Source organism: Thalassobaculum sp., assembly GCF_040219615.1.
In the GTDB taxonomy this organism is placed as follows: domain Bacteria; phylum Pseudomonadota; class Alphaproteobacteria; order Thalassobaculales; family Thalassobaculaceae; genus Thalassobaculum_A.
In genome coordinates, this window is sequence record NZ_JAVJSE010000008.1 from 1 (window position 1) to 22,405 (window position 22,405).

The 22,405-nt window shown below is 69.6% G+C and carries 22 protein-coding genes; 9 read left to right on the plus strand and 13 right to left on the minus strand.

What is annotated here, in order from left to right; genetic code table 11:
- A partial coding sequence (locus RIC31_RS03065; protein WP_350103035.1) for a hypothetical protein occupies positions 1-183 on the minus strand: 183 nt, incomplete at its 3' end.
- Between the two features lie 52 nt (positions 184-235).
- Complete coding sequence (locus tag RIC31_RS03070) at positions 236-421, minus strand: DUF3553 domain-containing protein (protein ID WP_350103038.1); 186 nt, start codon at positions 419-421, stop codon at positions 236-238.
- Positions 422-664: 243 nt separating this feature from the next.
- Here RIC31_RS03070 and RIC31_RS03075 point away from each other — a divergent pair, with 243 nt between their 5' ends.
- The 6 genes from RIC31_RS03075 (at position 665) to RIC31_RS03100 (ending at position 7,050) form a co-directional block, all read left to right on the plus strand.
- The gene (locus RIC31_RS03075) at positions 665-1,285 is read left to right on the plus strand and encodes a histidine phosphotransferase family protein (protein ID WP_350103041.1); all 621 of its coding nucleotides are present in this window, start codon (positions 665-667) and stop codon (positions 1,283-1,285) included.
- Positions 1,286-1,410: 125 nt separating this feature from the next.
- Positions 1,411-4,128 carry a hybrid sensor histidine kinase/response regulator gene (locus RIC31_RS03080; protein ID WP_350103044.1) on the plus strand — a complete coding sequence of 906 codons (2,718 nt, stop codon included), beginning with the start codon at positions 1,411-1,413 and terminating at the stop codon, positions 4,126-4,128.
- Between the two features lie 15 nt (positions 4,129-4,143).
- Positions 4,144-4,635 carry a chemotaxis protein CheW gene (locus RIC31_RS03085; RefSeq protein WP_350103047.1) on the plus strand — a complete coding sequence of 164 codons (492 nt, stop codon included), beginning with the start codon at positions 4,144-4,146 and terminating at the stop codon, positions 4,633-4,635.
- 50 nt (positions 4,636-4,685) lie between these two features.
- Positions 4,686-5,051 (plus strand): response regulator, encoded by a 366-nt coding sequence (locus RIC31_RS03090; protein ID WP_350103049.1) that lies wholly within the window; start codon positions 4,686-4,688, stop codon positions 5,049-5,051.
- 5 nt (positions 5,052-5,056) lie between these two features.
- Complete coding sequence (locus RIC31_RS03095; protein ID WP_502989939.1) at positions 5,057-6,211, plus strand: protein-glutamate methylesterase/protein-glutamine glutaminase; 1,155 nt, start codon at positions 5,057-5,059, stop codon at positions 6,209-6,211.
- Positions 6,208-7,050: a CheR family methyltransferase gene (locus RIC31_RS03100; RefSeq protein ID WP_350103058.1), complete on the plus strand. Its 843-nt coding sequence runs from the start codon at positions 6,208-6,210 to the stop codon at positions 7,048-7,050. The genes RIC31_RS03095 and RIC31_RS03100 overlap by 4 nt, the downstream gene beginning before the upstream one ends.
- Positions 7,051-7,183: 133 nt before the next feature.
- Here the strand turns inward: RIC31_RS03100 and ctrA are convergent, their stop codons facing one another.
- Positions 7,184-7,882 (minus strand): response regulator transcription factor CtrA, encoded by a 699-nt coding sequence (gene ctrA / locus RIC31_RS03105; protein WP_350103061.1) that lies wholly within the window; start codon positions 7,880-7,882, stop codon positions 7,184-7,186.
- A gap of 140 nt (positions 7,883-8,022) precedes the next feature.
- Between ctrA and fliI the strand changes: the two genes are divergently transcribed.
- The gene (gene fliI / locus RIC31_RS03110; protein WP_350103065.1) at positions 8,023-9,372 is read left to right on the plus strand and encodes a flagellar protein export ATPase FliI; all 1,350 of its coding nucleotides are present in this window, start codon (positions 8,023-8,025) and stop codon (positions 9,370-9,372) included.
- 10 nt (positions 9,373-9,382) lie between these two features.
- A complete protein-coding gene (locus RIC31_RS03115) occupies positions 9,383-9,805 on the plus strand; it encodes a flagellar FliJ family protein (protein WP_350103068.1) in 423 nt (140 codons plus the stop codon).
- Positions 9,806-9,816: 11 nt separating this feature from the next.
- On the opposite strand, the gene RIC31_RS03120 is transcribed toward RIC31_RS03115, so the two are convergent.
- Complete coding sequence (locus RIC31_RS03120; RefSeq protein WP_350103072.1) at positions 9,817-10,749, minus strand: AraC family transcriptional regulator; 933 nt, start codon at positions 10,747-10,749, stop codon at positions 9,817-9,819.
- A gap of 125 nt (positions 10,750-10,874) precedes the next feature.
- Here RIC31_RS03120 and RIC31_RS03125 point away from each other — a divergent pair, with 125 nt between their 5' ends.
- Positions 10,875-11,825: a quinone oxidoreductase family protein gene (locus RIC31_RS03125; RefSeq protein WP_350103075.1), complete on the plus strand. Its 951-nt coding sequence runs from the start codon at positions 10,875-10,877 to the stop codon at positions 11,823-11,825.
- Positions 11,826-11,843: 18 nt separating this feature from the next.
- Here the strand turns inward: RIC31_RS03125 and RIC31_RS03130 are convergent, their stop codons facing one another.
- The 9 genes from RIC31_RS03130 to RIC31_RS03170 form a co-directional block, all read right to left on the minus strand.
- Positions 11,844-12,569, minus strand: coding sequence for an HAD family hydrolase (locus RIC31_RS03130; protein ID WP_350103077.1), 726 nt, complete (start codon positions 12,567-12,569; stop codon positions 11,844-11,846).
- A 31-nt stretch (positions 12,570-12,600) separates the two neighbouring features.
- Positions 12,601-13,524, minus strand: a complete 924-nt coding sequence (locus RIC31_RS03135; protein ID WP_350103080.1) for a hypothetical protein — start codon at positions 13,522-13,524, stop codon at positions 12,601-12,603.
- 1,301 nt (positions 13,525-14,825) lie between these two features.
- The gene (locus tag RIC31_RS03140) at positions 14,826-15,623 is read right to left on the minus strand and encodes a MinD/ParA family protein (protein WP_350103082.1); all 798 of its coding nucleotides are present in this window, start codon (positions 15,621-15,623) and stop codon (positions 14,826-14,828) included.
- Between the two features lie 20 nt (positions 15,624-15,643).
- Positions 15,644-16,603 (minus strand): flagellar biosynthesis protein FlhF, encoded by a 960-nt coding sequence (locus tag RIC31_RS03145; protein ID WP_350103085.1) that lies wholly within the window; start codon positions 16,601-16,603, stop codon positions 15,644-15,646.
- A gap of 145 nt (positions 16,604-16,748) precedes the next feature.
- Positions 16,749-18,875 (minus strand): flagellar biosynthesis protein FlhA, encoded by a 2,127-nt coding sequence (flhA, locus tag RIC31_RS03150; protein ID WP_350103088.1) that lies wholly within the window; start codon positions 18,873-18,875, stop codon positions 16,749-16,751.
- 34 nt (positions 18,876-18,909) lie between these two features.
- Positions 18,910-20,349 carry a sigma-54-dependent transcriptional regulator FlbD gene (gene flbD / locus RIC31_RS03155; RefSeq protein ID WP_350103091.1) on the minus strand — a complete coding sequence of 480 codons (1,440 nt, stop codon included), beginning with the start codon at positions 20,347-20,349 and terminating at the stop codon, positions 18,910-18,912.
- A 16-nt stretch (positions 20,350-20,365) separates the two neighbouring features.
- A complete protein-coding gene (locus tag RIC31_RS03160) occupies positions 20,366-21,211 on the minus strand; it encodes a motility protein A (protein WP_350103094.1) in 846 nt (281 codons plus the stop codon).
- Between the two features lie 16 nt (positions 21,212-21,227).
- A complete protein-coding gene (gene fliN / locus RIC31_RS03165; RefSeq protein ID WP_502989885.1) occupies positions 21,228-21,593 on the minus strand; it encodes a flagellar motor switch protein FliN in 366 nt (121 codons plus the stop codon).
- Between the two features lie 14 nt (positions 21,594-21,607).
- Entirely contained in the window at positions 21,608-22,399 is a 792-nt protein-coding gene (locus RIC31_RS03170) for a FliH/SctL family protein (protein WP_350103097.1), read from the minus strand.
- Positions 22,400-22,405 lie beyond the last annotated feature (6 nt).

Here is a 22,405-nt window from a genome sequence, read left to right on the forward strand (position 1 = left end):
GCGACGCCGCGGCGCCGCCCCAAGCACCGCACGCACCTCCTCGAGCGCCGACGGATCGACCTGGCGGCCCTTGTTGAACGGACGGCCCTTGCGGCGGCCCTGGCCGGTCCCGCGCTGGAACCGGTCGCCTGTCTCCGCCGGATCGGTCCGGTTCGCCGGGTCTGCGGCGCCGGTGCCCGTCATGATTTCCTCCGTCGTGCGGCTGCATTGTCGCGCCGCCCATTAGACCGAAAATCTATCGGCCGAATGTTTCATTATCGACGGTGGTCAAACTCGCCCGGTCGGTGTTGATCAACTGCTTCCCGCCATGCTCGAAGTTGACGGTCACCCGCGGGCCGATGACGGTCTGAACCTGGCCGACCCCCCAGTCCGGTCGGCCATCCAATCGGACGAAGGATCCTGGGCTGAGATAGTCGGGCATGTCCTCTCCGCGCAATCCGAACAGCGGTCCATCCGCGAGGCCAGGAAGGCAGCGTAGCAGCGCCTGCGCGTCGCGGCGATGCCGGCCGGGCGCCGGTGGCCCCGACCGGGGTCCGGCACGCCGGATTCTGCGACGTTCGCCGGACGCGGTATCGACCATGCCCGGGCTCGTGCTAAAATTTCATTGATGGGAATGCAGGCGACTCGGGTCGGGGCCCGGCTCGCTAGATGAGGAGCGGCAGCCTTGGATTTTTCGCCCGGTCACCTGGATCTGCTGCTCTCCCGGCTGTTCCACGACCTGATCAGTCCGGTCGGCGCGGCCCGCAACGGGCTGGAACTGCTCAAGGAGTTCGGCGCCGACGAGGTCGGGACCGATGCGATGGACCTGGCTGCCGACAGCACCGAGCAGGCGACCGCGCGGCTGACCTTCTTTCGCATGGCGTTCGGCGGCGCCGGGAGTTCCGCCGGGCACGGCTTCTCCGAGGCCGACCGGATCGCCCGCGGCTATCTTGCGAGCCGTCGGATCGAGTGGACGTTCTCCGGCACCGCCGGATCGCCGACGCCGCAGACCGGGACCGTCAAGGTCTTGCTGGGTGCGGTCGCGGTGATGGCGGACGCCATGCCGCGGCTCGGCGCGATCTCCGCGGCGGTGCGCGAGGGGGCCGTGATCCTGGCGGCGGAGGGCGAGGGGGCGGTCATCGAGCCGACGGTCCTGAGCGCGCTGAGCGGCCAACGGGAGGCCAGCGACGAGCGGACCGTGCTGGCCGCGACCGTCAACGCCAACGTCCGGCGCTTCGGCCTGAATCTGGCGGTGGACGCCGCCTCGCCGCCGACGATCTCGATCATTTATTCCGAGTCTTCCTGAACGTCTGGCGGTTCATCTGGCGGACGTGCGACTTTAACCTTATTAACCGTTCTTTAGGAGCCGCGTCGCTACCGTCGGTCCGATAAGGCTTGCCTCGGACGGGGCGGAATCTGGTGGGGTGGAGTATGGACGAGCTTCTCAGTGAATTTCTGACCGAAACCGCCGAGAGCCTTTCGGCGCTCGACGTCGAGCTGGTCCGGTTGGAGCAGAACCCCAACGACCAGGCGCTGCTGTCCAACATCTTCAGGCTGGTCCACACGATCAAGGGCACCTGCGGCTTCCTCGGATTGCCGCGGCTTGAGTCGGTCGCCCACGCCAGCGAGAACGTGCTGGGCAAGGTCCGCGACGGCGAACTCGAGGTGACGCCGACCGCGATCACCCTGGTGCTGGAGTCGCTGGACTGCATCAAGGCCCTGCTCGCCGCCCTGGAGGCGACCGAGGCCGAGCCCGAGGGCGACGACGCCGACCTGATCGCCCGTCTGAACGCGCTCGCCGAGGGCTCCGACGTTCCGGCGGCTGCGGCCGCGCCGGCCCCCGAGGCGGCCCCGGAACTCGACGACGCCCCGCCGCCGGGTGCCGAGGTCATCGGGACGCGTCCGGGCGAGGTTCCGCTGGACGAACTCGAGCGGATCTTCAACGAGACCGAGGTCGACTCCGGCGACATCGCGGAGCCTGAGCCCGCGCCGGTCCCCGTGGCCGCACCGGCCCAGGCCCCGGCCCAGGCCCCGGCACCGTCGAAGGCGGTCTCCGTGGCGGCCGACGCCGGGGTTCCGGCCGAGGACGCACCGCGCGAGAGCGCGGTGGCCGCGCAGACCATTCGGGTCAACGTCGACCTGCTCGAGAACCTGATGACCATGGTCAGCGAGCTGGTGCTGACCCGCAACCAGCTCCTGCAGATCGCCCGGCGCGAGAAGGACAGCGAGTTCACCGTCCCGCTGCAGCGGCTCAGCCAGGTGACCTCCGAGCTGCAGGAAGGGGTCATGAAGACCCGCATGCAGCCGATCGGCAACGCCTGGTCGAAGCTGCCCCGCATCGTGCGCGATCTCGCCCACGAACTCGGCAAGAAGATCGACCTCGTCATGCTTGGTGCCGATACCGAGCTGGACCGCCAGGTCCTGGAGCTGATCAAGGATCCGCTGACCCACATGGTCCGCAACTCGGCCGACCACGGCATTGAGACCCCGGACGCCCGTACAGCCATCGGCAAGTCCGAGAACGGCAGGATCACCCTGAACGCCTATCACGAGGGCGGTCACATTCTGATCGAGATCGCCGACGACGGCCGTGGCCTGGACCAAACGAAGATCAAGGCCAAGGCCATCACCAACGGCCTGGTCTCGGAGCTCGAGGCCGAGGCGCTCACCGAGCAGCAGATCCATCAGTTCATCTTCCGCGCCGGCTTCTCCACTGCGGCGGTGGTCACCAGCGTCTCCGGGCGTGGTGTCGGCATGGACGTGGTGCGCACCAACATCGAGAAGATCGGCGGCACCATCGAGCTGCAGTCCAAGCTCGGGCGCGGCTCGAAGTTCATCATCAAGATCCCGCTGACCCTGGCGATCGTCTCGGCCCTGATCGTCGAGGCCTGCGGCGAGCGCTTCGCGATCCCGCAGCTCAGCGTCATCGAGCTGGTCCGGGCGTCGGCCGACAGCGAGCATCGCATCGAGGAGGTGCAGGGCACGCCGGTGCTTCGCCTGCGCAACCGGCTGCTGCCGCTGGTGTCGCTGGAGCGGTTGCTCAACCTGGAGCGCCGCGAGGGTGACGAGCGGTCCGGCAAGGAGACCTTCATCGTGGTCGCCCAGGTCGGTACCTACACCTTCGGCATCCTGGTCGACCGGGTGTTCGACACCGAGGAAATCGTCGTGAAGCCGGTGGCGCCGATCCTGCGTCACATCGCCATGTTCTCCGGCAACACCATCCTCGGCGACGGCAGCGTCATCATGATCCTGGACCCGAACGGCATCGCGCAGGCGACCGGCGAGATCACCGTGACCGACGCGACCGGCGCCGACGAGGCCGCCGACCACCGTGCGATCGGCGTCAGCACGGTCTCGCTGCTGCTGTTCCGCGGCGGCGGCGATCCGACCCCGAAGGCGGTTCCGCTGTCCCTGGTGGCGCGCCTGGAGGAGATCGACCTGACGACGGTCGAGTATTCCGAGGGGCATCCGCTGGTGCAGTATCGCGGCCAGCTGATGCCGCTGATCCCGATGGACGAGAAGATCCAGCTGAAGCGCGAGGGGCGCCAGCCGGTGCTGGTGTTCACCGACAATGCCCGTTCGATGGGCCTGGTCGTCGACGAGATCGTCGACATCGTCGAGGACCGCATCAACGTCGAGGTCCGGCCGGAGTCGACGGCGCTGATGGGCAGCGCGGTGATTGCCGGCAAGGCCACCGAGGTGATCGATGCCGGTCATTACCTGACCAAGGCCTTCGGCGACTGGTTCGACCACAGCAACGACGACGCTCTGGCGGTGACCCGCGGTCGCCGGCTGCTGGTCGTCGACGACAGCGCGTTCTTCCGCAACCTGCTGACCCCGCTGCTGTCGGTGGCCGGTTACGAGGTGACCGCGGTCGAGGGCGGCGAGCAGGCGCTGGCGCTGTGCGAGCGCGGTGACAGCTTCGATGCCATCATCAGCGACATCGAGATGCCGGGCATGAACGGCTTCCAGCTGGCCGAGGCGGTGCGGGCCGATGCCCGCTGGGCGGATGTGCCGATCGTCGCTCTGTCCTCGCATACCACCAGCGAGGATCTGGAGCGCGGCCGGCGGGTCGGCTTCACGGACTACGTCGCCAAACTGGACCGCGACGCCCTGCTGGAAACCCTGGCCCAGACCGTCGGCGCCTGATCGAGGAGACCTCGCATGAGCAAGAACACGCTCCCGGCCACCACCAAGAACAGGCTCCCGGCCACCACCGAGGCCCGGCAGTTCGTCTCGATCACCATCGGCAAACAGTCCTTCGGGATCCCGGTGCTGCTGGTGCACGACGTCCTTGGCCCGCAGCGCATCACGCGGATCCCGCTGGCCCCGAAGGAAGTCGCCGGCTCGCTCAACCTGCGCGGCCGCATCGTGACCGCGATCCAGGTCCGGCGTCGCCTCGGGCTGGATCCGCTGCCGGCCGATGCCGAGACCATGAGTGTGGTGGTCGAGCATCAGGGCGAGCTGTACAGCCTGATCGTCGACGGTGTCGGCGAGGTACTGACGCTGTATGATCGTGACTTCGAGAGCCATCCGCCGACCATGAGCACGCGGGTCCGCGAGGTCTCGACCGGCATCTACCGTCTCAAGGACGCCCTGCTGGTGGTTCTCGACGTGCCTAGCCTGCTTGATTTCGTAAGGGTCGAAGCGGCCTAGTGCCGTCTGCCCATACTGCGACCCCGAGGGACTCCGATGGGAGATCTGCGATGAAGTCTTGTCTTGTCGTCGACGACTCCAAGGTCGTTCGGATGGTCGCGCGACGCATCCTCGAGAAACTCGATTTCGAGATTTCCGAGGCGGCGGACGGCGCCAAGGCCTTGGAGGAGTGCACGCACAAGCTTCCCGATGCCATCCTGTTGGACTGGAACATGCCGGTCATGAACGGTATTGAGTTTCTTCGGGAGCTTCGTCGCATGCCGGGAGGCGGGGAACCGGTCGTGGTGTTCTGCACGACCGAGAACGACCTCGCCCACATCCAGGTCGCGCTCTCCGAAGGAGCGAACGAGTACATCATGAAGCCGTTCGACAGCGATATCATCGAAACCAAGTTCCAGCAGGTCGGATTGCTCTGATGGCGATGAGCCCGTCCAAACCGGATCGTTCCGCAGACCCGTTCCGGGTCATGCTGGTCGACGATTCGGCCGTGATCCGCGGGCTGTTCGCGCGCACGCTCGAAACCGATCCGGAGATCGAGATCGTGGCGTCGGTCAGCGACGGGCAGATGGCCGTGACGACCCTGGAGAAGAACGTCGGCAAGATCGAAGTCGTGGTGCTCGACATCGAGATGCCGCGCATGGACGGACTGACCGCGCTCCCGAAGCTGATCGAGGTCGACCGCGACATCGCCGTGGTCATGGCCTCGACGCTGACCGAGCGCAACGCCGACATCTCCCTGCGGGCCCTGGCGCTGGGCGCCAAGGACTACATTCCGAAGCCGTCCAGCACCCGCGAACTCACCAGCGCGGAGGCCTTCAAGCGCGAGCTGTCGGCCAAGGTCAAGGCGTTCGGCACCCACCGGCGGAACCGCCGCGGCGAGCGGCTGCCGGGCAAGCGCGCGTTCTCGGCCGAGCGCCGGGCGACGGCGGCACCGGTCGCGGCGCCCGCGGCGCCCGCTGCGACCGAAGTCACGGTGCGGCCGGTCGGCCGGGAGATGCCGCGCGTCCTCGCGATCGGCAGTTCCACCGGCGGACCGCAGGCGCTGTTCAAGCTGCTCGGCGCGCTGCCCAAGACCCTCGGGCTGCCGATCCTGCTGACGCAGCACATGCCGCCGACCTTCACGACCATCCTGGCCGAGCACATCAAGCGGTCGACCGGATGGGACTGTGTCGAGGCGACGGACGGCATGCCGGTGGTGACCGGCCGTGTCCACCTGGCGCGCGGCGACCACCACATGCGGGTCACCGGCACCCCGGCCAGCCCGGTCCTGCGGCTCGACCAGGGCGCGCCGGAGAACTTCTGCCGGCCGGCCGTCGATCCGATGATGCGCAGCATCGTGGAGGTCTTCGGCGGTCGCGCCCTGGCGGTGATCCTCACCGGCATGGGGCATGACGGCCAGAAGGGCTGCGCGACGCTGGTCGAGGCGGGCGGCACGGTGGTCGCCCAGGACGAGGCGTCGAGCGTGGTGTGGGGTATGCCGGGGGCGGTCGCCCGGGCCGGTTTGTGCAGTGCGGTTCTTCCGCTCGGCGAGATCGCGGCCTGGGTGCAGAAGCAAACCATGAGGCGGGCGGCATGAACACGGCTGACTTTCAGATGATGGCGACGATGCTCAAGGAGCAGTCGGGCCTCGTGATCACGCCCGAGAAGGCCTATCTGGTCGAGAACCGGTTGCAACCGGTGGCCCGCAAGTGGGGCTTCGGAAACCTCGACCAGCTGGTCGGGGCGTTGCGGACCCGTCCCGACGGCAAGCTGCGCAAGGACGTGGTCGACGCGATGACCACGAACGAATCCCTGTTCTTCCGCGACATCAAGCCGTTCGACCTGATGCGCGACGTCGTGTTGCCGCAGCTGATGACCGCGCGGGCCTCGGCCAAGCGCATCCGGATCTGGTGCGCCGCCTGCTCGAGCGGGCAGGAGCCGTACTCGCTGGCGATGCTTTTTTCTGAGATGCAGGCCAAGCTGGCGGGCTGGCGGATCGAGATCCTGGCCACCGACCTGTGCAGCGAGATGGTCGCCAAGGCCAAGGCCGGCACCTATTCGCAGTTCGAGGTGCAGCGCGGCCTGCCGATCACCCTGCTGGTCAAGTATTTCAAGCAGGAGGGCGACCGCTGGCAGCTGTCGGATGCGATCCGGAGCCAGGTGTCGTTCCGCGAGTACAACCTGCTCGAACACCCGCGGTCGCTGGGACAGTTCGACGTGGTGTTCTGCCGCAACGTCCTGATCTATTTCGACCAGCCGACCAAGGGCAAGGTGCTGGCCGGCGTCGCCGACCAGCTCGCACCGGATGGTGCCCTGTTCCTGGGCGGTGCCGAGACCGTGCTGGGCATTACCGATCGTTTCGAGCCGGTGCCGGCCCAGCGCGGCCTCTATCGGGTCACCCAGAAGACCGCCGGCAGCATGCGCGCCGCTGTCTGAACCGAAGCCCGGCGCCCGGGCTAACCGGGCCGGCGACCGGGGAGAATGACCGGTCCGGACGGAGCCGGACACGCGGAAACGAAAAGGCCCCGGCTGATCGCCGGGGCCTTTCGCGTTGGGCGGGACGGTATCGTCAGGCGGCGGTGACGGCGGCCTCCGACGGATCGCGCAGCACGTAGCCGCGGCCCCAGACCGTCTCGATGTAGTTGTCGCCCTGGGTCGCCGAGGACAGCTTCTTGCGCAGCTTGCAGATGAAGACGTCGATGATCTTCAGCTCCGGCTCGTCCATGCCGTTGTAGAGATGATTCAGGAACATCTCCTTGGTCAGCGTGGTGCCCTTGCGCAGGGACAGCAGTTCCAGGATCCCGTATTCCTTGCCGGTCAGGTGGATCGGCTGGCCTTCGACCTCGACGGATCGGGTGTCGAGGTTGACCGTCAGCTTGCCGGTCCGGATGACCGAGTCGGAATGACCCTTGGAGCGCCGTACGATCGCCTGGATACGGGCGACCAGCTCGCGGCGGTCGAAAGGCTTGGTCACATAGTCGTCGGCGCCGAAACCCAGGCCCTTGATCTTGGCGTCGAGCTCGGCGAGCCCGGAGAGGATCAGGATCGGCGTGCGGACGCGCGCCTGGCGGAGCCGTCGCAGCACCTCGTATCCGTCCATGTCCGGAAGCATGATGTCGAGGAGAATGAGATCGTAATCGTAGAGCTGACCGATCTCGAGGCCGTCCTCGCCCTGGTCCGTCACGTCGACGATCCAGTTCTCAGCCTTCAACATCAGTTCGATAGACCGGGCGGTCGAGGCATCATCCTCTACCAACAGGATGCGCATGGCCGAATCCCCCTGAGGAGTTTCATTAACCCCACCCTATGCCCCATCCTTTAAAAGAAAGGTTAACGCGTTAGCTGCCGTTCGTTAAGCGCTCTTCGGCATGATAGTCTCACTTCGAAGCAGATCGGATGGAGGACGTCGTGGCAACCCTCCTGCGCCACCTCGCCAGCGACATCGAGAAAGTGGCGGATTTCCGGCTCTACGGCCGGGTGACCGCGGTCCTCGGCATGATGGTCGAGATCGGCGGCGTGGAGCGCGCGCTGTCGATCGGCGACCGCTGCTACGTGCAGGCGCGCGGGAATCGGATGGTAACCTGCGAGGTCGTCGGGTTCCGCGACGGCCGGGCCCTGGCCATGCCGTTCGCCGCGTTGGAGGGGGTCGGCATTGGCTCGCGGGCGCAGATCTCGGATGCCGAGCCCGTGGTCTATCCGGACGAGGGCTGGCTCGGACGGGTCATCGACGCGATGGCCGAGGAGATCGACGGCAAGGGTCCTCTGACCGAGGGCAACGACGCCTATTCCCTGCGCGCGTCGCCGCCGCCGGCCCACAAGCGCAACCGGGTCGGGGCCAAGCTCGACGTCGGGGTCCGCGCGATCAACCAGTTCCTCTCGATCTGCAGCGGCCAGCGCATGGGCATCTTCGCCGGCTCCGGCGTCGGCAAGTCGGTGCTGATGGCGATGCTGGCCCGGTTCGCCAGCGCCGACGTCTTCGTCATCGGCCTGATCGGCGAACGCGGCCGCGAGGTCCAGGAATTCATCCAGGACTATCTCGGCGAGGAGGGCATGCGCCGCAGCGTCGTGGTGGTCGCGACCTCGGACGAGAGCCCGCTGATGCGCCGCCAGGCCGCCTATCTGACCCTGGCGACGGCGGAGTATTTCCGCGACCGGGGCAAGCAGGTGCTCTGCATGATGGATTCGGTCACCCGCTTCGCCATGGCCCAGCGCGAGATCGGCCTGGCGACCGGCGAGCCGCCGGCCTCGAAAGGCTACACGCCGACGGTGTTCGCCGAGCTGCCGCGGCTGCTGGAGCGGGCCGGTCCCGGGGTCGCCGAGGGCTCGATCACCGGGCTGTTCAGCGTCCTGGTCGAGGGTGACGACCACAACGAGCCGATCTCCGACGCGGTGCGCGGCATCCTCGACGGCCACATCGTCCTGGAGCGGGCGATCGCCGACCGCGGTCGCTACCCGTCGATCAACATCCTGCGCTCGGTCTCGCGAATGATGCCGGGCTGCAACACCGCCGAGGAGAACGCGCTGGTGCGGCGGGCCCGGGCCCTGATGGCGACCTACGAGGACATGGCAGACATGATCCGGCTCGGCGCCTACCGGCGCGGCAGCGACCCGCAGGTCGACGAGTCGATCAAGTACCACGACGCGCTGGAGGCCTTCCTCACCCAGGACAAGGACGAGCAGTCCGAGCTCGACGACGGCTATGTCCGCCTGGGCGAGATTCTGGACGGCGACGGGACGCTCGACGGCCCTGGCGAGTGACCGCTGAACGATGCGGCCGTTCGATACCCTGATCCGGCTTTCCGAGCAGCAGCTCGACGAGAAGCGCAAGGCCCTGTCCCAGTTGGAGTCGGGGCTGGAAGTGGCGCGGGCCGGCCGGGCGGCACTGGACGTGGAACTGGCGAAGGAGCAGCAGGCTGCCGGCCAGTCGATCGACGGGGCCCGGACCTACGGCGCCTACGCCATGGCGATGATCGCCCGGCGCAAGGCCGCCGACCAGCTGGTCCGCGACACCGAGACGGCGGTCGAGGCGGCCCGCGAAGAGGTGCGCACCGCCTTCGCCGAGCTGAAGCGCTACCAGATCACCCACGACGCCCGGCTCGCCAAGCTCGCAGCCGAGCAGGCCCGCAAGGACCAGGCGGTGGCCGACGAGACCGCCCAGCAGCTGCACCGCCGCAAGGACGACCGGTTGTAGGAGAGGTCGCGCTACCGGCCGGGGCTGCCGGCGCCTCTCGCATGCGCCCGGGCGTAGCGTCCGGGCGAGCATCCGACGGTCCGCCGGAACGCGGTGCCGAAGGCATGCTCGGACGAATAGCCGAGCTCGAGGGCGATCTGGGCGATCGTGTCGCGGCCTTCGACGAGCCTGTCCTCGGCCAGCATCATCCGCCAGCGCGTCAGGTAGCCGATCGGGGCTGACCCGACCCGCTCCCGGAAGCGCTCGGCGAAGGTCGAGCGCGACATGCCAGCCCGGCGCGCCAGTTCCCGCAGGCTCCACGGGTGGGATGGATCGGCGTGCATCGCCGTGATCGCCGCACTCAGCTGCGGGTCGGCCAGGGCGGAGAGCCAGCCGGTGTCGTCTGGCGAACGTTGCGCCAAGTAGAGGCGGAGCGTCTGAACCAGGATCATGTGCGAGAGGTGCTGGGCGACCAGCGACGCCCCCGGCTGTGCCTCTCGAAGCTCCTCCATCATCAGTTCCAGGGACCACCGCAGTCTCGCCTGATCGCCGGTCGCCTCGACCCGGATGATCGGAGGCAGGCTCCTGAAGATCCCTTCGGCATGGCGGCCGGTCACCTCGAACCGGCTGCCGACCAGGAAGACGTCGCCGCCGCCGTTGTAGGTGACGACCTCGCCGCTCCGGTTCGGGTCGAGGACGTCGCTCGCGCGCCGCGACGGCACCGTCGGATCGCTCGCGATCGTGACCGGGGAGCCGCTGGGCAGCACGAAGCAGTCGCCTTCGTTCAACCGGATCGCGGCACCACCGGCGAGCGACAGCCAGCACCCGCCCTTGAGGACCGCGTAGCACTTGATACGGCCGGCGAGGTCGTCGAGCGTCAGCGACCATGTACCGCCGGCGTCGAAGCCGGCGGTGATGTAGCTGCGCGGCTTCAGCAGGGCGAGCACCTGTGACAGCGGATCCATGGCACCCTCGGACGATCGCGAAAGTATTACGGACTGTAGAGCATAGATCATCCGATCCATTGCCCGCATATCGTGGCGGGCCGGGCCTCGAGGAGCAGGCCCGAGATCTCAGCGGAGCGGAAATCATGAAGGCAGCAATCGTCGAGACGCTCGGCGTCACCCCGCGGGTCGGCAACTTCGGCGAGCCTAGTGCCGGCCCCGGCGAAGTCGTCGTCACGGTCGGCGCGGCACCGTTGAGCCCGATCGTTAAGGCCCTGGCATCCGGGCGGCACTATGCCGGTGGCTCGTCGGCCGGCTTCGTCCCCGGCGTGGACGGGGTGGGTGTCGATCCGTCGGGTCGGCGCGTCTACTTCCTCTTTCCGAAGGCGCCATACGGTTCCATGGCCCAGAAGGCGCTGGTTCCGGACGACATGCTGGTGGCGGTGCCCGATGCGCTGCCGGACGATCGCGCCGCCGCCGTCGCGACGGGAGGATTGGCCTCCTGGGTCGCCCTGACGCGGCGCGCGAAGCTCCGCGCCGACGAGGTCGTACTCGTGAACGGCGCGACCGGGGCCGCGGGACGGATGGCCCTGCAGGTCGCCCGGTACTTGGGCGTGGGCAGGGTCGTCGCGGTCGGGCGCAGCGCCGCCCGGCTCCGTGAGGCCGAGGCCGATGTGCGCATCGTCCTGGACGCCGATGCGGATCCCTCCCTGCGTGCCGAGTTCGACCGCGGAGTCGACATCGTGCTGGACTTCGTCTGGGGCGAGCCGGCGAGCCGCCTGCTCCGGGCCGCGGCCGGCAATCGAGGCTCCCGGGCGGGCGAGCCGCGCCTGCGCTATGTGCAGCTCGGTACTGCGGCCGGAGCAGAGATCCCGTTGCGCGGAGACATGCTGCGCGGGTCCGGGCTGGAACTGATCGGCAGCGGGATCGGCAGCGTACCGCTCAAGGAGCTCTTGGCCGGGGCCGGGGAGTTGCTTGCCGCGGCACCCGCCGCCGGGTTCGAGCCGCCCTTCGTCAGCGTTCCGCTAGACCATCTGGCCGAAGCCTGGGAAGGGCGCTCGGAGATCAGATACGTCATCCGCCCGAATCCGGCCTGATCGACGGTCGACCCGGCCTCACTCCTCCAGCAGCTCGGCCAGCCGGGTGATGATCCGGTCGGGTTTCGCCGGGTGGCCGGCGGGCATGCCCTTGCCGACCGGATCGCGCCAGATCGCGTGGAAGCCGAGGCGCTGGGGGACCACAACCTCCCAGTCCAGGTTGTCGCCGACGATCCAGGTGTCGGCGGCCGTGGTGCCGAGCGCCGACAGGGCGTGGGCGTAGGCCTGCTCCTCCGGCTTCCCGAATCCCATCTCGCCCTCGACCTGCACATGGACGAAGTGCCGGGCCAGGTCGAAGCGCTCGATCTTGGCGCGCTGCTCGGCGGCGCTGCCGTTGGTGATCAGGCCGAGCCGCACGCCGCGCCCGGCCAGGGCGACCAGGGTGTCGACCGCGTCGGGATACAGGGCGGTCTCGGCGGTCCGCATGGCCGAGAAATGCGCCGACAGCCGGGTGACATAGCCGTCGTCCTCGACGCCGAGCGCGGACAGGCCGCGCGACACGATGCGCCGGCGCGTGGTGTGGATGTCGAGCCGGCCCTCGCGGTGCCGGTCCGGGTCCGACCAGAACCAGCGGGCCGCCTCGTGGATCGCCGAGGCGGCGCCCGGCACGTCGAGCCTCTCCGGGCGCTCCGGCAGCCCGTCGATCGCCCGATGCCACGCCTCGCGCGGGTGCAGGTGGGCGGTGATCAGGGTGTCGTCGAGGTCGAACAGGATTGCCGGCGGCAGGGCGGGGGTGCGTGACATCGGGCCTTCGGGCATGGCGGTCGGGAACGGGTCAGACGGACAGGGTGGTTGTACCGCCCGTCGACGAGGCTTCCAAGTCCACCGGCAGCGGCGGCATGACCGGCGCAGCCTTGAAGCTCAGATGCCCGATGATGCCGGTCCGCTCCAGGGTGCCGTCGAACAGCGCCTTGATGTCCCTGCGCATTACCACCGGCAGCGGCCTGGTGGTGCGGATCAGCAGGTCGACCAGTTCGCTGCGGACCAGTCCGTCGAGCCGGAACGGGCCGATGTTGCTGAGGTCCAGGTCGACCAGGAACGCGGTGCCGGGCTTGCCGCTGCGGCCGTCGCGGCCGTCCCGGCGCTCCTTGCGGGTGAGCAGGCGGATCGGCCGGCGCTCGTCCCAGGCGACCGGGATCAGGTAGCTGCGCCAGCCGGTCTCGGACGGCTCGGAGGCGCGCTGCAGGGTCTTGAAGTCGTCGGACAGCGAGTCGAGCAGGCCCCGGCGGCTCGAGGCTTCCAGGAGCTGCGTGGCGTTGCGGCCCAGCCAGCCGCGGACGTCGCCGCCGCGCAGGGCGGCCATGAAGAACAGCATGGTGGCGGTCAGCTGCGGGCCGGGGCGCGGCATGGCCTCGAGCGCCTGGCGGGCCCCGGCCGGACCGAGCTGCTCCTCGAGCACCCGCAGCGCCGCCTCGAGAGCGGGCCACTCGCGGGCCAGCACCGGCAGCGGCGCGGCGCGCTCGGCCGATCCGGCGCCGCGCGACGCCAGCACGTCGAGCGCGATTCGAGTGCCGAGCCGGAGATCGGCCCGGGCGTCGAGCGCCAGGTAGCCGACGGCCGACTGCACGACCGGGCGGCCGGCGGCGGTCAGCCCGGCGATCTGGCCGTCGATGCGGGACGGGGCGCTGGCTCCAGGCTGGTTGACCAGGCCGGTCACCGCGCGGGCGGCACCCTCCGGGCGCGCGGCGGCCTCCGCCACCGCGGCGATGCGGACGGTCAGGACGGCACCGTTCGGCAGCGCCGCGCGCCCTGGCGAGGCGGTCTCCGCGGCCGGGGCGGCAGGACTGGCCTGGCCGGCCGCGGCCTGGTTGCCGGTGGCGGCCTGGCTGACTGTGGCGGCCGGGGAGGTGGATGCGAGGGACGCCGGGACGGCAGACGCCGGGACGGCAGACGCCGGGACCGGGGTCGGCGAAACTGCGGCTGCCGGCCCGCTGGCCGAACCGGATACGGAACCGGTCGGGATGGGGGGCGTGGGACCGGACGCGGCGGTTGCGGGGCCGGTCGGTCCGGAAGCCGTGGGGCCTGACGGGCCCTGGGTCGGCGGGCGCTGGATCGGCGGGCCCTGGGTCGGTGGCGGGGCGGGGGCGGCGCGGCCGACCGACACGGCCTGCCCCGGTACCGAAGGTGCCGACTGGCCGGAAGCGGCCGCCGGTCCCCCGCCGGTCGCGACCGGGGCGGGCGTCGGCGCGGAACCGCCGGTCGCGGCCGCCGCTGAGGTCGCAGGGAATACCGGAGCGGCGCCGGTCGCCGCAGCCGGGTTCGGCGTGGCTGCAGTCGCTGGGGCTTGAGTGGGCGTGGCTTGAGTCGGCGTGGCTGCAGTCGGTGTGGCTTGAGTCGGCGTGGCGGGAATTTGCGCACCGGCCGGCGGGGCAGCGGCGGGCGCGGCCGGCTGCCCGGCCGGTGCCGGGCCCGGGACCACCGTGGCCTGCACGATGCGCCCGACCGTCAGCGGCACGGTCGGTGCCGGCGCCGCCGAGCCGGTGGTGACGACCGGCTGCGCGGGCGGCGCGGCGCCCGGCGTCGGGGCGGGGCGCACCGTCAGCTGTACCAGGGGCGGCTGCGCCGTCGGGTTGCGGATCTCGAGCGTCACCGGCGTGCCGGGCCGGAGCAGCTGGGCGACCTGGGCGCGGGTCAGCTCCAGCCGCACGTCGCCCTGTGCGGTGCGGACCGTGACGCCGCCATCGGCCGAGGCGGTGCGCACCTGCCCCTCGACGGTGGTCCCGGCGACGGCGCGGGCGAGATCCGGCGGCAGGGCCTGCGCCTGGGCCGGGCTGGTGGTGCCGGCCGGCGCGGCGGTCTGCCCTGCCGCAGGCTGTCCGCTCGCAGCTTGGCCGGTGGGGGGCTGGCCGGTGGGGTTCTGGCCGGTGGGGTTCTGGCCAGTGGGGTTCTGGCCAGTGGGGTTCTGGCCGGAAGGGGCGGGGGCCTGGGGCGCGGGAGGCTGGGACGTGGAGGAGGGAGCCGGGGGGCTTCCCGACGGCGGCAGCGCCGATGGGATATCGCTCACCGGGTCTCCCGCAGGTGCTCGGCGATCGCTTCGACGTCGCGCGCGGCGTCGGCCCCAGGATAGCGGATCATGATCGGGGTCTGGGTGCGGATCGACTCGATGACCTTGCGGTCGCGGCGGATGATCCCGGCCAGCGGCGGCTCGACCTTCAGGAAGTTGCCGCAGGCCTTGCGCAGGGTGTCGTAGGTGCGCTGGCCTTCGCCCCGGCTGTCGGCGGCATTGATCACCACCCGCAGGTCGACGGTCGGGTCATTGGTGACCGTGACCTTGATGAACGCATAGGCGTCGGTCAGCGAGGTCGGTTCGGCGGTCGCCACCACCAGGACGGTGCCGGCGCGGCCCGACAGCAGGCGGACGGTCCGGTCGAGGCCGGCGCCCATGTCCATGACGACGCTGTCGTAGGAGCGACCGAGGTCGATCAGTTCGGTGCCGAGCGCGCCGAGCCGGTTGGACGGCAGCTGCGCGAGGTTTCCGGAGCCGGAGCGGCCGGCGATGATGTCGAACCGGCCCTCCTCGTAGCGCACCCGGGCCTGGGCCAGGGACAGCCGTCCGGCCAGCACGCCGCCGAGGTCACGCTGCGGCATCAGGCCGATCTGGATGTCGACGTTGGCGAGCCCGAGATCGGCGTCGAACAGCAGGACCTTCTCGCCGGCCCGGGACAGGGCGTGGCACAGCGTGACCGCGAACCAGGTCTTGCCGACACCACCCTTGCCCGACGCCACGGCGATCAGGTTCCGCCCCTTCAGCAGTTTGGGCGGGGCCCCGGCGGGGGTCGGATCGTCGGACGGAACCATGCTGGATCCTTTCACACGCATCATTCCGCAGCCTGGTCGCGGGCGGCCGCATATTTGGGAAGCAACAGACGTGCCAGAGACACCGGGTTCAGCGGGGCCAGCCCGTCGGCGACGCTGGCGCCGATCCCGACCTCGGAGAACGCCAGACGGCCGGCGCTGGCGGCGCTCAGCAGCCCACCGAGCCGGCGGGCGATGTCGAGGCGGGTCGCGAGCAGCCGCCGGGCGCCCATTGCGGCGTAGGCCTGGGCGAGTTCGGCGGCCTCCAGGGCGTCGCCGCCGGCAGCCATCACCAGCACGACCTCGGCCTCGATCCCGGCGATCAGCCGGCGCTGCCGGGCCGCGTCGTCGGCGTCGAACGGGTTGCCGCCGGCACAGTCGATCAGGATCAGGGAACCCGGTCGGGCGGCGGTGACCGCGTCCTGCAAAGCGGCGGGGCCGTCGGCCTGCTGCAGGTCGACCTCCAGCAGCCGCGTGAACGCATGCAACTGCTCGTAGCCGCCGGCCCGCTGGGTATCGGTGGTGATCACGCTGACCGGCCGGCGGTTCATGACCGCGCGGGTGGCGAGCTTGGCGGTGGTCACGGTCTTGCCGGCGCCGGGCATGCCGAGCAGCACCATCGGCCGCTTGCCGCCGGTGGGCAGCGGCTGGAACTTGAAATGCTGGTCGAGGGCGCCGGCCAGGGCCAGCAGCGGATCGTCGGCGTCGAGCGAGCCGGCCGAGCGGGTGAGCTTGTCGGCCAGTTCGCCGGGTACGTTGTGGTGCGCCAGCGCCTCGGCGATCTCGTCGAGCGGATCGGCACCGTCGTCGTACTGGTCGTAGTGGTCCTCGTCCTCGACAGCCTCGATCGCGGCGGTGATCCGGATGCCGAGCCCGCCGTCGCCCTTCTGGGTCGAGACGATGATCGCGTCGGCCCCGAGATGGGCTTTCACGAGCTGCATGGCCTCGGCCATCGACGGCGCGGTGAAGGTCTTCAGGCGCATCCAGGACCCTTACGGAGAGGGATTGCCGCGGTCGCCGCACGGACGCGGCCGACGGACGGGCGCGCTGCCGTCAGGCGCCGTCCCCCGGCCCATTCGTGGCCGGCCCACTCGTCGCCGACCCTGGACCCCAGCTTCCCGTTTCCCCTCATATCTGCCCGAGCGTACGGATCTTTGCCTTCGGATGGATCTCGTTCTGCGACATTACCACGGTCTGCGGCCGGAATCGCTCGATGATCGACCGCACATACGGCCGGATCAGCGGCGACGTCAGCAGGCAGGGCTGCTCGCCCATCGCGGTGTATTTGTCGAACTGGTGGCGGACCGTGGTGATGAACTGCTGCAGCCGGCTGGGCGCCATCGAGAGCTGGCGGTCGTCGCCGGTGCCGATCAGCGACTCCGCGAACGCTTGCTCCCATTCCGGCGACAGCGACACCAGCGGGATCACGCCCTCCTCGTCGGCGTAGGCTTCGCTGATCTGGCGGGCCAGGCGGGCGCGGACGTGTTCGGTGATGGTCGCGACGTTGCGGCTGTAACCGGCGGCCTCGGCGACTCCCTCCAGGATCGTCGGCAGGTCTCGGATCGAGATGCGTTCGGTCAGCAGGTTCTGCAGCACGCGCTGCAGGCCGCCGACCGAGATCTGCGCCGGCACCACGTCGGCCACCAGCTTCTGGTTCTTGTCGCCGAGTTCGTCGAGCAGCTTCTGGGTCTCGCCGTAGGACAGCATCTCCGACATGTTGTCGCGCACCATCTCGGTCAGGTGCGTGGTGATCACGGTCGACGGGTCGACCACGGTATAGCCCTTGAACAGGGCCTCCTCGCGCAGGTCGGGCGAGATCCACATGGCCGGCAGGCCGAAGGTGGGCTCCTTGGTGTCGGTGCCCGGCAGCTCGATCTTGCCGCCGGTCGGGTCCATGACCAGCAGCCGGTTCGGGCGCAGCTCGCCCCGTCCGACCTCGATCTCCTTGACCCGGATGACATAGGTGTTGGCGCCGAGCTGCAGGTTATCCTGGATGCGGACCTGCGGCATGATGAACCCGCTCTCGGCCGCGAGCTGGCGGCGCAGCGCCTTGATCTGGTCGGTCAGGCGCTGGCCCTCGACCGCCTCGTTGATCAGCGGCAGCAGGCCGTAGCCGAGTTCCAGCCGGATCAGGTCGATCTGCAGCGCCGAGGAGATCGGCTCCTCCGGCGGCGGGGCGGCGGCGGCGGTCTCCTCGGCCTCGACCTCGGCTGCCTTGGCATTCTCGCGGTTGCGCCACAGGAAGTAGGCACCGCTGCCCGTCACGCCTGCGATCAGCAGGAACGGCACCATCGGGATGCCGGGCAGCATGGACATGATGACCATGAGCCCGGAGCTCATCATCAGCGCCTTCGGGTAGCCGCCGAGCTGGCCGAACACCGACTCGTCGGCCGAGCCCTCGGTGCCGCCCTTGGTGACCAGCATACCGGCGGCGGTCGAGACGATCAGGGCGGGGATCTGGCTGACCAGGCCGTCGCCGACCGTCAGGATCGTGTAGGTCGTGGACGCGTCGGCGAACGTCATGCCGTTCTGCGCCATGCCGATGATCATGCCGCCGACCACGTTGATCACGGTGATCAGCAGGCCGGCGACCGCGTCGCCGCGCACGAACTTCGAGGCGCCGTCCATGGAGCCGAAGAAGCCGCTTTCCTGGCTCAGTTCCTCGCGCCGCTTGCGGGCCTCGTCCTCGTTGATCAGGCCCGAGGACAGGTCGGCGTCGATCGCCATCTGCTTGCCCGGCATGGCGTCGAGGCTGAACCGTGCCGAGACCTCCGCAATACGCCCGGAGCCCTTGGTGATGACGATGAAGTTCACGATCACCAGGATCGAGAACACGATCACGCCGATCACCGGGTTTCCGGCCATCATGAAGTTGCCGAACGCCTGAATGACCTGGCCGGCGGCATCCGTGCCGGTGTGGCCCTCGCCGAGGATCAGGCGCGTGGACGCCAGGTTCAGCGACAGCCGCAGCATGGTCGCGATCAGCAGGATCATCGGGAAGGCGCTGAAGTCGAGCGGCTTCCGGATGAACATCACGGTCATCAGGATCAGGACGGAGAACAGCAGCGAGATCGCCAGACAGAAGTCCAGCAACCAGGTCGGCATCGGCAGGATCAGCACCGACAGGATGGCGATCACGCCGGTGGCGAGCAGGATGTCGCCCCGACGCATGGCTTCGCCGATGCTGCCGAAGCTCGGCAGCGTCAGGCCGCCGGTGGGTCCGCGCCCACCATTCGGTCCGGAGGCGTCAGCCATCTCTCAGGCCTCTCCTCGAGGGCTGGTCAACGCTTCAGATCGACGCCCGGTCGGCGTCGCCCGGCGCCGGGACGTTGTAGCCCTCGTCCATGAACTGCTTGACCTTGTTGCGCAAGGTCCGGATCGAAATGCCGAGGATGTTGGCGGCATGCGTCCGGTTGCCCAGACAGTGCGACAGGGTGTCGATGATCAGGTCGCGCTCGACGTCCGCGACCGTCCGCCCAACCAGCCGCGCCGTCGATGTCCCGCCGTCCGGCCCCGGCGCGGCCGCCGGACTGGCCGCCGGGGCTGCCGGAGCGGGCGCGCCCGGAGCCGCCGGCGCCGGGGCTTCCGTCGCCGCTGCTGCAGCCGGACGGGCGGCCTGGCCCATGTTCTCGCCGGTCAGGACGATGGCCTCGGGGCCGATCTCGGGACCCGCAGCGGCCAGCAGCACCGCCCGGTGCATGGTGTTCTCCAACTCGCGCACGTTGCCGCGCCAGTGGTGGCCCTCGAGGCGCTGCATCGCCGCCGCCGACAGCGGTCGATCGGGCACGCCGTTGGCCTCGGCGTATTTCTTGGCGAAATAATCGGCCAGGGCCCGGATGTCGCCCGGCCGCTCGCGCAGCGCCGGCAGCTGCAGGTTGAAGACGTTCAGCCGGAAATACAGGTCCTCGCGGAACTTGCCGTCGCGCACATGCTGCTCGAGATCGCGGTTCGAGGTGGCGATCAGACGGATGTCGATCTTGACCGGGTTGCTGCCGCCGACCCGGTCGATCTCGCGCTCCTGGACCGCCCGCAGCAGCTTGGCTTGCAGGCGGATGTCCATTTCGCTGATTTCGTCGAGCAGCAGGGTGCCCTTGTCGGCCTCCTCGAACTTGCCGATGCGGCGGGCGACCGCACCGGTGAAGGCGCCCTTCTCGTGCCCGAACAGCTCGGACTCCAGCAGATTGTCGGGGATCGCCGCGCAGTTCACCGAGACGAACTTCTCGTTGGCGCGCCGCGACTTCGAGTGCAGGTAGCGCGCCAGCACCTCCTTGCCGGTCCCTGACTCGCCGGTGACCAGCACGCTGGCGTCCGACGGCGCGATCTGGTCGGCGAGCTTCAGTACTCCGGCCATTACCGGGTCGCGGAACACCACCGCGGTCTGCTCCTCGGCGACCGCGGCCAGCACGGCGGCGATCAGCTCGGGGTTCGGGGGCAGCGGGATATATTCCTTGGCACCGGCGCGGATCGCCGCGACCGCGGTGTCGGGATCGCTCTGGATGCCGCACGCCACCACCGGGGTGTTCATGCGCTCCTGCTTCATCTGCTTCATGAACCGGGCGACCGGCTGGCGAACCTCGATCATGACCAGGTCGGCACCGGGGCCGTCGCGCAGGATCTTCAGGCCGCCTTCGATGTCTGGAACGTGGCTGACCTTGGCGCCGCGCTGCATGGCGATCTGCCCGGCCGTGGTGATGTGGCCCTCCAGTGTGCCGATGATCAGCAGGCGCATGGTCTGGCTCCCGGTGTCACGAGTAGTAGTCCAGCCGCTGCGAGGGCGGCAGGATGGTGTTCAGCAGCATCTCGAGCTGGCGCGGGTTTTCCTGCCGGGCGATCGAACACGCCGCGACCATGTAGATCTGCTGGATCTGCCGCTCGTCGGCGGCATTGCGATCGACCTTCGCGGCCACCGGCGCGAACACCATGTAGGCCAGCACCGCCCCGTAGAAGGTCGTCAGCAGCGCCACCGCCATCGCCGGTCCGATGGCGTTCGGGTCCTTGAGGTTGGCCAGCATCTGCACCAGGCCGATCAGCGTGCCGATCAGGCCCATTGCCGGCGCCACCTCGGCCGCCCGGCGCAGCACGTTGGCGGCCCGGGTCATGCGTTCCGTGGTCGCCTCGATCTCGGTCCCGAGCACCGCCTCGACCCGTTCCGGCGCGCCGCCGTCGACGGCCATCGCCACGGCGCGCTGCAGGAACGGCTCGGCGGCCAGCTGTGGCAGCACGTGGTCGAGCGCCAGGACACCATTCCGTCGCGCGATCTCGGCGAGGTTCATCGCCCGCTCACAGGCCCGCTGGGCATTGCGGGACGGCGGAAACACCGTCCGCAGCAGCAGCGGGATCACCGAGAACACCTCGCCGACCGAGAACGACACCATGGTGACGGCGAAGGTCCCGAGCAGCACGATCAGCACCGACGGGAAGTCGATGAACGAGGGCAGGGAGTTGCCCAGGACGATCGCCGTGCCGATCAGCACGAACGCCGCGATCAGGCCGACCACCAGGGCGCCGTCCACCGTCGTCCCGCTCGGCGGTATGTCGTAGCTGACCGGTCCGCTGGATCGCGACGCGGCGTACTCGGCTCCCTCGGCCATGGTCTCCGCTCCGCGCTCAGGCCGGCCGATCGGCCTTGATGATCTCGGTCATGGTCACGCCCAGGCGCTCGTCGACGATCACCACTTCGCCACGCGCGACCAGGCGGTTGTTGACGTAGATGTCGATCGCCTCACCGACCTTGCGGTCGAGCTCGACGACGGCGCCGCGACCGAGCTTGAGGAGCTGGCTGACCTGCATGCTGGTCTTGCCGAGCACCGCCGAGACCTGGACCGGAATGTCATAGACCGCCTCGAGCTCGCGGGCGGTGATCTGGCCCTTGCCGTCGTCGGCGTAGACCTCCTCCGGTTCGTCCTGCGCCGCCATGGCTGCCGCCATGTCGTCGTCTTCGAGGTCCGTCAGGTTGAGATCGTCGTCGGACATGGCGTCCTCCTGGTTCAGCTGGGCTGCTCGGCATCGTCGCCCGCAGCGGAGTCATCGGGGTCGGGAATCTCGGCATCGTCGGCATTCGGCACCGCTTCATCGGTGTCCGGCACGGTGGCGGCGTCCAGGCGCTCGCCGCGCTCGCGCACGGGCTGGCCGGACAGCGCGCGCTCGACGATCTGGTCGATCTGGTCCCAGGTCTCGTCGAGCGACCGCTCGACGGCGCCGGCCTGCCAGGAGATCCGGCAGTCGTCGGTCGGCAGCTCCGGGTCGCCGACCAGCACCACCTGGCCCTCGTAGCCGACCCGCGACGCCATCAGCGTGACCTTGTCGCGCAGCGCTTCCTCGAGGGCCGGCGCGACACGGACCATGACCTTCGGCTGTTCGGTCAGGAACCCGAAGGCCTCGCGGATCACCCGCTCGACCTCCTGCAGCTCGCGGTCGCGCGAGAGCTGCGGCGCCAGCTTGCGCATCAGCGCCATGGACAGGCGGGCGGCATCCGCCTCCATCGTCCTGGTCCAGGCGGCGTGCTGCTCGAAGACCTTGGGAAGCCGCGAGAACAGGATGTCCAGGGTGCGCCCGACCTGCTGCTCGATGCCGGCCATGGCATCCGCCATGCCCTCCTGGCGGCCGAGGGCGTGGGCCTCGGCGCGGGCCTGCTCCATCTCCTCGACCGAGAAGGTCGGCGGCCGGTTGGCCTCGGCCTCCGCGGCGGCCCGCCGCTTGGCGATCTCCTCCGCCTTGCGGCGGTCGTCCGCACCGTTGTCGAAGCTGTAGTCGAAGGTGAACGGCCTGGGGCGCGGCATGGTCAG

Coding starts and splice junctions, on each gene's coding strand:
- flhA (WP_350103088.1), bottom strand. CDS start 18,875: ATGGCTGACGCCTCCGGACCGAATGGTGGGCGCGGACCCACCGGCGGC.
- RIC31_RS03115 (WP_350103068.1), top strand. CDS start 9,383: ATGCGGCCGTTCGATACCCTGATCCGGCTTTCCGAGCAGCAGCTCGAC.
- RIC31_RS03070 (WP_350103038.1), bottom strand. CDS start 421: ATGCCCGACTATCTCAGCCCAGGATCCTTCGTCCGATTGGATGGCCGA.
- RIC31_RS03145 (WP_350103085.1), bottom strand. CDS start 16,603: ATGCGCCTGAAGACCTTCACCGCGCCGTCGATGGCCGAGGCCATGCAG.
- RIC31_RS03140 (WP_350103082.1), bottom strand. CDS start 15,623: ATGGTTCCGTCCGACGATCCGACCCCCGCCGGGGCCCCGCCCAAACTG.
- RIC31_RS03125 (WP_350103075.1), top strand. CDS start 10,875: ATGAAGGCAGCAATCGTCGAGACGCTCGGCGTCACCCCGCGGGTCGGC.
- ctrA (WP_350103061.1), bottom strand. CDS start 7,882: ATGCGCATCCTGTTGGTAGAGGATGATGCCTCGACCGCCCGGTCTATC.
- RIC31_RS03160 (WP_350103094.1), bottom strand. CDS start 21,211: ATGGCCGAGGGAGCCGAGTACGCCGCGTCGCGATCCAGCGGACCGGTC.
- RIC31_RS03080 (WP_350103044.1), top strand. CDS start 1,411: ATGGACGAGCTTCTCAGTGAATTTCTGACCGAAACCGCCGAGAGCCTT.
- RIC31_RS03130 (WP_350103077.1), bottom strand. CDS start 12,569: ATGTCACGCACCCCCGCCCTGCCGCCGGCAATCCTGTTCGACCTCGAC.
- RIC31_RS03120 (WP_350103072.1), bottom strand. CDS start 10,749: ATGGATCCGCTGTCACAGGTGCTCGCCCTGCTGAAGCCGCGCAGCTAC.
- RIC31_RS03100 (WP_350103058.1), top strand. CDS start 6,208: ATGAACACGGCTGACTTTCAGATGATGGCGACGATGCTCAAGGAGCAG.
- RIC31_RS03170 (WP_350103097.1), bottom strand. CDS start 22,399: ATGCCGCGCCCCAGGCCGTTCACCTTCGACTACAGCTTCGACAACGGT.
- fliN (WP_502989885.1), bottom strand. CDS start 21,593: ATGTCCGACGACGATCTCAACCTGACGGACCTCGAAGACGACGACATG.
- RIC31_RS03085 (WP_350103047.1), top strand. CDS start 4,144: ATGAGCAAGAACACGCTCCCGGCCACCACCAAGAACAGGCTCCCGGCC.
- RIC31_RS03090 (WP_350103049.1), top strand. CDS start 4,686: ATGAAGTCTTGTCTTGTCGTCGACGACTCCAAGGTCGTTCGGATGGTC.
- RIC31_RS03095 (WP_502989939.1), top strand. CDS start 5,057: ATGAGCCCGTCCAAACCGGATCGTTCCGCAGACCCGTTCCGGGTCATG.
- flbD (WP_350103091.1), bottom strand. CDS start 20,349: ATGCGCCTGCTGATCATCGGCACACTGGAGGGCCACATCACCACGGCC.